The sequence below is a fragment of the Sodaliphilus pleomorphus genome, assembly GCF_009676955.1.
GTDB lineage: Bacteria > Bacteroidota > Bacteroidia > Bacteroidales > Muribaculaceae > Sodaliphilus > Sodaliphilus pleomorphus.
This window is the reverse complement of sequence record NZ_CP045696.1, coordinates 2,678,620-2,690,552: the sequence shown is the minus strand read 5'-3', so window position 1 is coordinate 2,690,552 and position 11,933 is coordinate 2,678,620. Positions and strand designations below refer to the sequence as shown.

The 11,933-nt window shown below is 54.1% G+C and carries 10 protein-coding genes; 4 read left to right on the top strand and 6 right to left on the bottom strand.

The genetic code is table 11. The annotated features are described in order from the left end of the window. Positions 1-126 precede the first annotated feature (126 nt). Positions 127-552: an Hsp20/alpha crystallin family protein gene (locus GF423_RS11105; protein ID WP_154328419.1), complete on the bottom strand. Its 426-nt coding sequence runs from the start codon at positions 550-552 to the stop codon at positions 127-129. 220 nt (positions 553-772) lie between these two features. Here GF423_RS11105 and GF423_RS11100 point away from each other — a divergent pair, with 220 nt between their 5' ends. The 4 genes from GF423_RS11100 (at position 773) to GF423_RS11085 (ending at position 4,223) form a co-directional block, all read left to right on the top strand. After that, complete coding sequence (locus GF423_RS11100) at positions 773-2,107, top strand: DUF3078 domain-containing protein (protein ID WP_154328418.1); 1,335 nt, start codon at positions 773-775, stop codon at positions 2,105-2,107. Between the two features lie 127 nt (positions 2,108-2,234). After that, the gene (locus tag GF423_RS11095; RefSeq protein ID WP_154328417.1) at positions 2,235-2,981 is read left to right on the top strand and encodes a NigD1/NigD2 family lipoprotein; all 747 of its coding nucleotides are present in this window, start codon (positions 2,235-2,237) and stop codon (positions 2,979-2,981) included. Between the two features lie 172 nt (positions 2,982-3,153). Then, a complete protein-coding gene (locus GF423_RS11090; RefSeq protein ID WP_154328416.1) occupies positions 3,154-3,741 on the top strand; it encodes a hypothetical protein in 588 nt (195 codons plus the stop codon). Further along, the gene (locus GF423_RS11085) at positions 3,738-4,223 is read left to right on the top strand and encodes a hypothetical protein (protein ID WP_154328415.1); all 486 of its coding nucleotides are present in this window, start codon (positions 3,738-3,740) and stop codon (positions 4,221-4,223) included. The genes GF423_RS11090 and GF423_RS11085 overlap by 4 nt, the downstream gene beginning before the upstream one ends. Positions 4,224-4,242: 19 nt before the next feature. Here the strand turns inward: GF423_RS11085 and GF423_RS11080 are convergent, their stop codons facing one another. The 5 genes from GF423_RS11080 to GF423_RS11060 all read right to left on the bottom strand — a co-directional run bounded on the left by GF423_RS11080 (position 4,243) and on the right by GF423_RS11060 (position 11,723). Beyond that, positions 4,243-6,717: a family 20 glycosylhydrolase gene (locus GF423_RS11080; RefSeq protein ID WP_206113236.1), complete on the bottom strand. Its 2,475-nt coding sequence runs from the start codon at positions 6,715-6,717 to the stop codon at positions 4,243-4,245. Then, positions 6,704-7,231, bottom strand: coding sequence for a low molecular weight protein-tyrosine-phosphatase (locus GF423_RS11075; RefSeq protein WP_154328413.1), 528 nt, complete (start codon positions 7,229-7,231; stop codon positions 6,704-6,706). Before GF423_RS11075 ends, GF423_RS11080 begins: the two co-directional genes overlap by 14 nt. 172 nt (positions 7,232-7,403) lie before the next feature. Further along, complete coding sequence (locus tag GF423_RS11070) at positions 7,404-9,905, bottom strand: M6 family metalloprotease domain-containing protein (protein ID WP_154328412.1); 2,502 nt, start codon at positions 9,903-9,905, stop codon at positions 7,404-7,406. A gap of 160 nt (positions 9,906-10,065) precedes the next feature. Then, positions 10,066-10,629, bottom strand: coding sequence for a hypothetical protein (locus GF423_RS11065; RefSeq protein WP_154328411.1), 564 nt, complete (start codon positions 10,627-10,629; stop codon positions 10,066-10,068). Continuing rightward, entirely contained in the window at positions 10,626-11,723 is a 1,098-nt protein-coding gene (locus GF423_RS11060) for an RHS repeat domain-containing protein (protein ID WP_154328410.1), read from the bottom strand. Before GF423_RS11060 ends, GF423_RS11065 begins: the two co-directional genes overlap by 4 nt. Between the last annotated feature and the right edge of the window lie 210 nt (positions 11,724-11,933).

Below are 11,933 nucleotides of genomic sequence, written 5' to 3'. Positions count from 1 at the left end.
AAAACCTGTGAAGCTTCATCACAGCTTCACAGGACTTATAAACATGTGTGTGTGTATACTAAAAACCAATAACCTAACCAGAACTGTAAAAAAATATGGTTGTGAGGGATCACCTCTGTGTCAATGTCAGTCGATGTGAATCACCTTGGTCTCTTTCTTCAAGTCTTGAGGCGTGTACTTGGGCAGGCGCACAGTCAAGACGCCGTTTTCCACGCTGGCGCCTATCTTGGCACGGTCTACATCGTCGGGCAAAATGAGCGACTGGTGGAATTGCGTGTAGGAGAACTCGCGCCGCAGATACTGGCCCTTGTTACCAGACTCTTCCTGCTTTTTCTTCTCCAGGTCGATCACAAGGTTTTCATCCTCGTCGAGACTCACCTTAAAGTCGTCCTTAGTCATGCCAGGGGCAGCGACCTCAACGTCATACTCATTGTCTTTTTCAATCACATTGATGGCTGGAGCCGTCGCACTGGTGCGGGGCAGATAATCGGTGTCAAAGAAATCGTTGAACACATCGGGAAGCCAATTGGAATTTCTACGAGCGAGTAACATAGTTTATATCTCCTATTATTTTAAAAATCAAACATATAAGACATTGTTCCGGAACCACAATCACTTGAGGTGGTTCTATTGCAGGAATTGCAAAGCCCATGCCAGCAGGAAAAGTTGACAAAATGATCGTGCTCCCGTCACCGAGTAGCGACAAGATGGCTACTTTAGTGCCAAAAAGTAAGCCATTGTCGGCAAATTTTCTTAACTTTGCCCACTGGATATGAAAAGAGCGTTCACATACTGTCTCATCATTCTGCTCACCCTGCCGGCATTGCAAGGCAAGGGACGCAGTCAATACCTGTGGCCCGACTCCCAGGCCAGGCCCAGCGTCGTCGTGCCCGACCTCGACAGCAATACCGGCCTCGACACAGTGAATGTGCAGCCAAGCATGCTATTCATGCCGCTCATCTTCGACCATCAGCAAGACGTGTCGCAGTGGGCGGGAAGCGTCGCAACTCCTCGCATGCAGGCAAGCCACGACGAGAAGAAGCAAGACCTGAACGTGGACCACGCCTGGCTCGACAAAGCCCTCTCGGCCCGCAAGCGGGCCGTTGCGCTGCGCTATCGTGCGATGACGAGCCACCCGCAACTGGTGCCCTACAATGAGCGCACCCTGCCCGAGCCGCCCAAGGAATATATAGTGACTCCCGACCCGAGCCGCAACAAGCTTGTGATCAAGCCCACTGTGGTCGAGCCCTCGACGGTCGACGAGGCCTTTATCGAGCGGCGCGAGCTCAAGCGGCGCAACTGGTTGCACACCGTCTACACCTCGCTGCACTTCACCCAAGCCTACATCAGCGACAACTGGTATCAAGGTGGCGAAAACAATGTGAACGTGCTGGGCAGCTTGCAGTGGGACATCAACTTGAACCAAACGCTGCACCCCAAGTATTTGTTTGAAAACACCGTGAGCTACAAGCTGGGCATCATGACCGCGCACAACGACTCGTTGCGTAACTATGCCATCAACGAAGACAATTTCCAGCTCAACAGCAAGTTTGGATACAAGGCCGTGAAAAATTTCTACTACTCGGCCACACTGCAATTCAAGACACAATTTCTGAACAACTACAAGTCCAACACCCGGTCGATGAAGGCCTCGTTTCTATCGCCAGGGGAGCTCAACGTGGGTTTGGGTATGACCTACAACTACAAGGACAAGGAAAGCATCACCATGCTCTCGCTCTCGGTAGCCCCCCTGTCCTACAACATGAAGATGTGCCGCAACATCGACGACCTTGACCCGACCACCTTTGGCATTGATGCCGGCCACCACACCAAACACAGCTTCGGTAGCAACCTCGAGGGCAAGCTCACGTGGAAAATCAAGGCCAACATCACTTGGACCTCGCGGCTCTATGCGTTCACCAACTATGAGTATGTGCAGGGCGACTGGGAGAACACCTTCGACTTCTCTATCACACGCCATCTCAACACCCAAATCTATACTCACCTGCGCTATGACAAGTCGCACACCTTCGACCCCGACTGGAAATACTGGCAATTCAAGGAGATACTGAGCTTTGGCCTCACCTATCGTTTCGCCACCAATTAAAGCATCACATCACCAGAGAGAGAGGCGGTTTAAAACTTTTTAACCTAAAAAAGCGGCAAGCGGTGCAAGAATTGCACTGTGCGGGTGTTTCTTGTGTAGAAACATAAAAAAGAAAGGACACACAGCAATGAGAACAATTAAGCTACTACTCCTGTCGCTGGGTCTGGCTGTCGTGGCATGTGCCATGCAGTCGTGCCTCGACAACGACAACGACCACTACTACAACATTGTGATGCCCAATGCCCTTGTAACGGTGAAACCAGCTGCCGGCAACACGGGCTTCTACCTGCAACTCGACGACAGCACCACACTCAAGCCCGTGAACATGAGCCAGTCGCCCTTTGGCAACAGGCAGGTGCGCGCCCTTGTCAACTACAGCACGGCCGATCAAGACCCTGCTCCCTACAAGCAGGCAGTGCGCATCAACTGGATCGACAGCATCCTCACCAAGCCCCTTGCCAAAGACCTGGGCGACGACAACCCGGCAACCTATGGCAACGACCCTGTTGAGATTGTCAACGACTGGGTCACCATCGCCGAAGACGGGTACCTCACCCTGCGCGTGCGCACACTCATGAGCGGCCAAGTGAAACACATTGTGAACCTGGTAGCCACTCCCACTGCCGACAATGCCTATGTCGTCACCTTCTATCAAGATGCCCAGGGCGACGTGAACGGCGTGCCTGCCGATGCACTGGTGGCTTTTGACTTGGCCGGTAGCTTGCCCGACACAGGAGGCAAAACGGTCGACCTTGTGCTCAAGTGGAACAGCTACAGTGGCGCAAAACAAGCCACCTTCAAGTATTGCTCGCGCAAGGCCGGCACTGCGGGTATAAGCCTGCGCGACCTGCGCTACTCCAAGTGGGTGAAATAGAGAACTACCACAACAACGCTACAGGAGCAAAAAGTTTTTTCTCCCAAAGCAAAACCTGCGTGCCACATTGCCAGCCCAGTTCAATCACATTTTCTTGCACCAAGTGCAAGAAAATGTTTTTGGGCGTTAGCACAAAAAACAGTAAATTTGCTAACGAGAAAACACTGCAACAATGAGAAACCTGCTCACCACACTATTGCTCTTGCTGCTGGCCCTGGCAAGTAGTGCCGTGGAGTTGCCGCCGCAATCGGTGGTGCTGCCTGGCATCGACGAGGAGAGCATGAAAGCCCGCTTTGCCGAGAGCGACATGCAGCAACTGGAAGGTATATGGTACTATCCCAACGAGGAGATGACCCTGGCCATCGAGAAATGGGACGGTGAGCACAACATAGGGTACCGCATTATCCTGCTGGCAAGCAACGACATCGAGCTGCTGCCCGGCATTGTTATGGGATATGTGGCCCGCAGCGCCGTCGACAACAAGTTCAGGCTGTGGCTCTACAGCGAGCGCAGCCACCTCACGCTTGCATCGCCGCTCGAGTGCGTGGCCACGCTCAACAGCGATGCCACCACGCTCACCTTCGACCCGCCACACTGGAAAGTGAAAGTGAGAGTGAACTTTGCCCGATTCCTGCCCAGCATTTTCAGAGGCGTGTCGGTCATTCCCGACAAAGAGGAAGAAAAACTGCCCATTGGTTTCAAGAAGATTTACCCTGCCGGCGGCAACGGCAACGTGTTTAACGAAATAAGATACTTATGATGAACCACCTGCGACTTCTTCTTGCACTTGCTGCAACAGGGGTGCTGGCCTTGAGTGCCAGCCCTCGCACCAAGACAACACAGAGCACGCTCAAGAACCAAAGCGCCAAGGTTGAGATGCTGCCATGGGAAAGCAACGACAGCACGAGCGGCATTGCTCCCGGCGACGTGACACTGCGGGGCTACAACAAGCGTGCCAGCGATGCCAAGGAGACGTTTTTTATAACCAACAACACCAAGCACCGCATCTCGCACGTGACCCTGCTGCTGCGCTACGCCACCCTGACAGGCACAATGCTGCACGAGCGAACGGTGACGGTGCCCGTGAGGCTGCGCGCTGGCGAGAGCCAGCTGGTGAGCATCAAGTCGTGGGACGTGCAACGGCTGTTTTACTACTATGCAGGACCAAAACCCCGCAAGATGGCAACGCCCTACAAGGTGGCGTTCCGTCTCACGGGGTATGACATCCCTGTGGGGAAATAGCAACACTAAGTGTTAATCCTTATTTAACCCAAAGATAGGTGCACACACTCTCCTTGCCCAGATAGAACGACTTGGCCTTTACGAGAGTGGCGTTGCCCACGGGCACCGGTACTGTCCACACGGGCGATGAAGCGGTGGGATCGCTGCCGTCGAGCGTGTAGCGCACCGTCTCGCCAGGGTACTGGCAGTTGGCGTGCAGCATGCCGCCGTCGACCGTGATGCCAGGCTGCCCCAAGTGGAAGTTGCGGCCCTGCTTGGCAAGCACGGGCAGCTCGCTCAAGCCTATCTGGGCATTGTAGCGGGCACGGGCGGCCACATAGGTCGACTCGTCGTCGTTCCACTCGGGTTGCGGGTTCCAGGCACGCTGCACCAGGCCGAGGGCCTTGGGGAGCACGTAGCTCTGCACCTGGTCGAAGTCGCGTATTGTCTCGGCCCAAAGCGGCCCAATGATGCCAATTATGTTGCCAGCCTTTTCAGGCCTGAGCGCCACCTTGCCCTGGGCTGCGTGCTTGAGGTCGATAGGATTGCCGTCGTAGTCGCTGCGTGCAGTGCGGTACACATCGAGAGGCTGGGCCGACCACGAGGCATACTCGTCGACAGCACCGCCCCAGTGCAGGCCCTTCTCATACTGATGCCAGTTGTAGGCCATGTCGATATAGAAATTGGTGACATTGCTCAACACGGTGGGATATCCGGCATTGGCCAGCTTGTAGGGGATGTCGGCCCTGCGGCCCACCGTGCTCCAAGCGTTGACATAGCCAAAACGCGGAGCCATGCGGGCATTATAATCGTCGCTGTGGTCGAGTCCCACTTCTTGCCAGCCGCCTATCTTCAAGCCCATGGGCTGCAAGAGGCGGGCAGCACGCTCGATGAAGTACTCGTGCACCTGGTGGGCAGTGGCGAGGCCCTGCGCTTGCATGAGCCGGGCTATGGCTGGCGACTTGTCCCACGCGCCACTGGCCACCTCATCGCCCCCCAGATGGATCATGTCGAGGGTGAGGCCGGCGTCGCGGTACATCGACTGGAGCTCGGCTGCCACCTTAGTGATAAAGTTGTAGACGCCATCCTGGGCAACATTGAGCACATTGTCGTTGTAGTCCTGGGCCGACACAAAGTCGCTGCTGTCGGCCTCATCCCACAACTTGTAGCGCAGGGCCTCGGCCATGTCGGTGTCTTTATACTTATTGTAGCGTGCCTTCATGGCCACAATGGCAGCACGGGCATGGCCTGGGGTCTCCACCTCGGGAACCACACGCACGCCGCGGGCATGGGCATACTTGAGCAGGTCGACCATCTGGCTGCGGGTGATGTAACCGTTGGCACTCTGCGTGAGGTCGTCGGGGTTGCCGTTGCCATCGAAGATCTGGGCAAGAAACTTGTCCTCATTGATGGTGCAGCCACGGCGCGAAGCGATGCTGGTGAGCTCGGGCAGGCCGGGTATCTCAAGACGCCACGCCTCGTCGTCGGCAAAGTGGAGCTGCAGCACATTGAGTTTGTAATAAGAAAGGATGTCGATGAAACGCAACAGGTTGCCATAGGTGGTGAAGTTGCGCGAAATGTCGAGCATCAACCCGCGGTAGTGCATCGCGGGCTCATCGTCGATTGCAGCATTGAGCAGCCTCAGACCACTGCTGTGGTCGATGGCTGCGACAAGGGTCTTCAAGCCATTGAGCAAGCCATCGCGACTGGCCCCCAAGACCTTGACCTCCTTGCTGCCCACCGCGATGGTGTAGCGCTCGGGGTTGCTCTGCGTGCCCGCGCCGAGATAGCCTATCTTTATGGTCACGCCCCGGCCAGTCTTGACACCGCGCGCCTTCAACTCGCCAAGCAGGAAGTGTTTCTCATCGGCCACACGAGACGAGGCAGCTACAACGGTCACCCCGCCACCCAGGTCACATGTGCCTTTAAGAAACTTCACATGCTTGATCGACGGGAAGATATCCCAGCAATTGAACTTGTCGTTGCTGGTCTTGAGCGTCTCGTTGAAGGCATACACGCGGTTGCCGTCGGGGTAGTCGTTGCGAGCTATCCACTGCCCGGGATTGCGCAACTCGCCATAGGCTATGTGCACCGCAACGGGATGAGCCATGTCGCCATCGAGCACCACATGACCGCCCATGGGAGAATAACACACGTTGACATAGGTGCCACGCATGAGCATGTCGACCACCAGTGAATCGCCTGGCGCGAGACTGCGATAGCGGGCGTTGGGCGTAACCCTGTAGTAGGTAGTAGAAAGCAGCTCAACGTCGACGGGACAGTCTTGAGGAGTCGTCACCGGTCGTGTGAACTGGTTGAAATAGAACTGCCAATTGGCGCCGAGCACCTTGCCCGACACGTTCTTGATGACAAACTTGGAGCTGTAGCAGCCCTTTTGAGCCTCGTTGTGCCCCATGTCCCAGCGCACGGCAATGGGTGCCTGCGCGTGGCTGGCGGCAACGATGTTTAGCGTGATTGCGGCAATGAGCAATCGCAGAAGGTTAATCTTTGTCATGAATTGATGTTGATAAAATGTTTTGATTGTTGATAATGTCGTTGAGCAGTGTGGCACAGGCATCCTCGAGCAGGTCGAGCACAAGTTCAAAGCCATCGCTGCCGCTGTAATAAGGGTCGGGCACATAGTCGATGCCAGGGAAAAGCTTGCGGTCGATGTACTTGCCCATGCTCACAATTTTGCTCTCACTCTCCAGCGTGGGAGCCAGGCGGCGCAGGTTGCTCACGTTGCTGGCGTCCATGCCCACAATCAAGTCGAAGTCGTCGAAGTCGTAGCTTCTCACTTGCCGTGCCAGGTGGGTGATGCGGTAGCCGCGACGGCTGGCATGGAGGAGCATGCGGCTATCGGCATGCCAGCCGGCATGGCCGCCATAGGTGCCAGCCGAATCAAGGATGAAACAGTCGCCCAAGCCCCGCTCGTCGACCAGCTGCTGCATCACCGTCTGTGCTGCAGGCGAGCGGCATATGTTGCCCAGGCACACAAAGAGTATCTTGTATTTTTTGTTTTTGCTCATATCAGTCATATCACAGAATTACAAAATTACAAAAGATAATCGACGGCGGCAACACACATGCTGCACACGTGACCAAAAAAAATCGAAGGATGCGCCATTGCCACTACGGGCAACAGCACATCCTCGAGCTGGAGTAAAACCGCTGGCGGCAGATCCCGCCAGTGGAAAATTGCTACTTGGAATTGTTCAAGATGATGTTGTTGAGGCTGGACACATCGCCCACATTCACAAGACCGTCGCCGTTGATATCGGTATTGGTCCAGCGGGCAGTGCCCAGTATCACGTTGATGAGGGCCGAAACATCGCTCACGTCGACAATGCCGTTCTCGTCGACATCGCCCGCCAGTGCACTCTGGCCAAGGGTGATCTGTTGGGCTGTGCTCCACTCCGACACGGTGCCATCGGTGTAGATGGCCTTCACCTTGTAGAGGAAGGTGCCGTTCTTGACGAGGCCTGCCACGTTGTAGAGCGTGTCGGTGATGCCTGTGATGGTGCGCATGGCACTGTCGCCAGTCTCCACAACTGCCTTGAGCGACGCGCCCGAGGCCGACGACGAGGCATCGCCGGCATACACCACTGCCTGCTTGAGCATAACGCGCTTCTTGGCAGTCGTGCTTTCAATCTTGATCATGTTGCCTGCCGAGGCCTTTCCAGTGAGCACAGCAGTGTAGTCGGCATTGCTTGCGCCTAAGGTGAAGGTCTTGCTTTCGATCTCAATGCCGTTGACATCGACGACCGAGACCTTCATGGGCACATTGGCATCGTTGTTGTATCGCTTGGCCGTGACGACCACTGTGGTCACGCCATTGCTGGCCGAGAGGTCGACAGCCGGGCTGGTGACACTGCCCTTCACACGGCTGCTGCCCAGGCGCAGATAGCCTGTTTCGCTATAGGTGCCTGTGCTGGTCCACTTGGTGGTGCCGGCCGAGAAATCCTCGGTGAGCAGCTTGGTAGCCTTAGAGACGAGCAAGGTGTCGCACACATAGAGTGTGTACTCCTTGGCATTCAGTGCCGGGGTCCAGTGGGCAGTAAACGAGGTGTCGGTGACCTGCGAGGGGGCAGTGAGCACGGGCAGCGTCTTCTTTAGCGCCTCTTTCATGTACCAGAAGCTCACTGTGCTGTCGCTGGCAATAGTGAATTCGGTCATGGGCTTACCCAGGTAGCCAGCCTTGCCACTTGCCGAGCCGCTCGATGTGAGGTAGAGCACAGCTGCTGGCGACGAGTCGTCGGTAAACTCGGTATTGGAGGTGCCATAAAGGTCGGCATTCTCGGTGTAACTGCTCAGTGTGTTGTCGGCCGGGCTTATGGTCATGAGTTGCACACTGTAGTTGTTGACTGTGTTGGCGTCCCAGCGACTGGGAATGTAGCTCACGTGGGTGATCAGGGCGCCGCCATGGGCATCGGGGATGTAACGGTCCCAACCCTGGCGGGCGCGGTTCTCAACGATGAAGTACTCGTTGCTGTTCACGTCGCTCACCACCTTGTAGGCCACATCGGTGCTCTCGCTCTTCTTGTTCCACACCGGCAGAGTGTAGTGGGTGTTGGGCGTGGGCGTGAGCAGGTTGACCCAGCCCATGAAGTTCTTCTCATAGGCATCGTAGCCGCAAGGGGTGTTGCCGTCGTCGTTGTAGCAGCCATAGTCCATCAAGCTCCATGAGCCCATGCCATAGTAGCCGCTGCCATAGGTGGTCTCGTAGAAGTCGGGCAGACCCAGGCAGTGGGAGAACTCGTGACAGAAGGTGCCTATACCGTCGAGCGTGGTACCGTAGTCGCTGCTGCCCGTAATCTCATTGAACACGGCAAACTTGTCGACCTTGGTATTGTTGTAGGTGTGCACGCCAGTGCCGTCGCCATAGTAGGCACCCTCACTCAGGTTCCACTGGCAGGGCCACACCGAGCTGGGCACGGTGGTTGAGGCCTGGGCCTCGCCCACGCCGGCATACACCACGATCACCACATCGGCATAGCCGTCGCCGTCGTTGTCGTAGCGGCTCCAGTCGATGTCGCCTGCAGCGCTGGCCGAGTCGACAGCCTCGCCCACCATCTTGGCCACGCCCACATCGTTGCCACTCGAGTCGTTGCCGCCATAGGTGGAGCGCTTGCTGCCCAAGGTGTAGATGCCGTAGATGTCGAATTGCGGGCTATACTTGCCGTTGGACTGGTCGTAGAAATATTGATACACGCTGTTTTGTCCCTCGGCGTAGTGGACCTCAAAGTCGGCCTTGTCGTGCGACATCTTCTTGTCGCTGTACTGCACAAGCAGAATGGGGATGCGGGGCGAGCCTGTGGGGGGCACTTGCACCTTGCGGCGGCTGGCAACGGCTCTGCGGGCGCGCTGGCGCGAGGTAGCCGTTGCAGTGGCGCCCAGCACAAACTGGCTGCGATTGGCCGCCACATAGCTTTGCTCGGCAGCATTGCGGTTTTTCAGGTCGTGAGCCATCACGGTCGAGATGCCGCTGGCGGTGTTGTAGTAGAAATTGCCATTGGCAGCTCGCGCAACAGCCAGGCCGTCGGCGGTGACGTAGCCGTGATGCCACTCGTCGCCGCACATGGTCACCGTGATCACAGTGCCGTCGCTCTGGGTGAAAGTCACTGGGGTGCGCTTGGCCGGCACAGCTGTGGCCACAAGGCTGGTGCACAAGGCTGCAACAGCCAGGAAAAGGAACTTCTTCATAAATGTAATAATTCTTGTTTTAGTTATTTTAGTTGTTTTAATTGTTTAATTGCTACGTCGTTGTAGAAAGGTTACAAAATTAGCCATAATTTTTTATTCTACCTTTTTCTGCCCAGATTTTTTTTGCACTTCGTTATTGAATATGGCCTCTTCTCAGTTTTCAATCGTCGCTTGGCAAATATCTGACGTTGCCAATTTCTCTGAACATCAATTCATGACGGTTAAAATATTCAAAATCGCGTTTATACTCGATTTCATCCTCGAAAAAATTAGCTCGCAAAATCTTCAACATATCAGAATCTGAAATCAAACCGTCGTCAGCATTTTTTATTTTGAACAAACGCCTTGTGAAAAAACGGCTCGAGCCTATATAGAACCACACTTCGTGCTTATAAATCAGCATCATATAAAAAGGATCATCTTCTATTGAAAAGAAATCCAGTTTATATACGCCAAAATCCATATTCAAATTCTCATCTGGATTGCAGGCCAATGCTTTCCCGCTAATAACATCAACAACATTAAATATATTGTAAAAATTTTTACCTGAACCATGTTCATATTGAATAATATCTTTTACTTGTTCATCCTCTCCCCAAGGGGCTAAACCCTGTTTGAAATACTCAATGATGTTGTTGTAAATCTCTTCTGTCTCCTCATTATAAGCTTTTGCCGAGGCCGTAATGAGCAGTAGACATGTTGTTAGTAATATCTTTTTCATCATTTATTGTTTTCTTCTTGTGTTTTTAATAATTTTAATTGCTTTAAATGCTGTTGTTCTTTTTCTTCCGCATTCTCTTCTACTTTGTGCTTGGTTTTGTCTCCTTTTGGATGAGAATAGAAATTGCTGGAAGCTTTTTCATTCGTCCCGTGTTCACCCTCATGCACGCCCACAGTGCCAAGAACATCAGACTCAGAAAGACCAGTATATTCCACACCCCACTTGCTCTTGTCATTGATTACCTTCATAAAAAAAGTGATGCTCACCGATTTAAAATGTCGTTTTCCATTTTTGTCAACCACAACTCTCGGTGAAGTTTGCCCCATAACGTAACTATTTCCTAGTTTTATAACACTCGTTTTATTAAAAATTAAGCTAATAGGGTGTTTAGAGTAAAGCATTGCACGCAAAACTTGCATTCCGGCTTTAGTCTTAGCCATCTCGTTTCCAAGTTCCATAATATCTTTAGTCGCATTTTTCCATGTTTTAGTTCTATTATCATAGCTCACTTTTTTCCCACGTATTCCCACAATCCAATTTCCCGTGGGGTCGACATTGCGGATGGGGTTGCTGGCGCACCAGGCGTAGGGGCTGATGCTGTAGTATTTCTCGGCCATCGGGTCTTGGGTGGTGGTGCGGCCCAGAGCGGGGGCCAGCTGGCGGGCGGCGAAATCGTAGAGGTCGAGGCCTGCCTCGCGGTCGAGCTCCTTGCCGGTGTACTTGCAGGGCTGCACGCCGGCGGCAATGGCGCTCGGGCGGGCAGCCCGCACAGTCCCGGTTTCTCGCATCTCAGTGCTCGGGTTCTCAAAGCCCAGCCAATATAGGCTGTCGTTCCTTTCCAAATAGGTGAGCTGGCTGTCGCCGCAGGCCACTGCCAGCACCGAGTCGCCCATCTTGCTGGCGCCCCAGGTCTTGCTCCCTGGCAATGGCCGCACCCCCGAGAAGTCCCACACCGTGTCACCTGGCAGCCCCATAGGGATTGAGTCGGCCTGCACCATCGTGGCACGGCCGACAAGCTCTATCGCATTGCTGCCCGCAGCTGTGATGACGACCACAACCGCAGCAAGGATGCAAAGCAGTGATTGACGGCTTCTCATTGCTCACAATTGTTTATGGTTGTGCACAAATATAGAGAAAAGCATTGGATTCGCAAAATTTTACGACACAAAAAAATAAGAGTCGAAAAGTTTTAGCAAGCTCCTTCATTTAACATTTCATGGCTTGTTGAAAAGGGTTACTCTTTTACGGCAGTGATGCCCGATTGGGGCAGGATGCTATGCCGACGGAACGCTTTAAAATCTTGCAAC

Excerpts from the sequence above, each read along its gene's own strand:
- GF423_RS11085 (WP_154328415.1), top strand. The coding sequence starts at position 3,738 with ATGATGAACCACCTGCGACTTCTTCTTGCACTTGCTGCAACAGGGGTG.
- GF423_RS11105 (WP_154328419.1), bottom strand. The coding sequence starts at position 552 with ATGTTACTCGCTCGTAGAAATTCCAATTGGCTTCCCGATGTGTTCAAC.
- GF423_RS11100 (WP_154328418.1), top strand. The coding sequence starts at position 773 with ATGAAAAGAGCGTTCACATACTGTCTCATCATTCTGCTCACCCTGCCG.
- GF423_RS11095 (WP_154328417.1), top strand. The coding sequence starts at position 2,235 with ATGAGAACAATTAAGCTACTACTCCTGTCGCTGGGTCTGGCTGTCGTG.
- GF423_RS11075 (WP_154328413.1), bottom strand. The coding sequence starts at position 7,231 with ATGAGCAAAAACAAAAAATACAAGATACTCTTTGTGTGCCTGGGCAAC.
- GF423_RS11070 (WP_154328412.1), bottom strand. The coding sequence starts at position 9,905 with ATGAAGAAGTTCCTTTTCCTGGCTGTTGCAGCCTTGTGCACCAGCCTT.
- GF423_RS11090 (WP_154328416.1), top strand. The coding sequence starts at position 3,154 with ATGAGAAACCTGCTCACCACACTATTGCTCTTGCTGCTGGCCCTGGCA.
- GF423_RS11080 (WP_206113236.1), bottom strand. The coding sequence starts at position 6,717 with ATGACAAAGATTAACCTTCTGCGATTGCTCATTGCCGCAATCACGCTA.
- GF423_RS11060 (WP_154328410.1), bottom strand. The coding sequence starts at position 11,723 with ATGAGAAGCCGTCAATCACTGCTTTGCATCCTTGCTGCGGTTGTGGTC.
- GF423_RS11065 (WP_154328411.1), bottom strand. The coding sequence starts at position 10,629 with ATGATGAAAAAGATATTACTAACAACATGTCTACTGCTCATTACGGCC.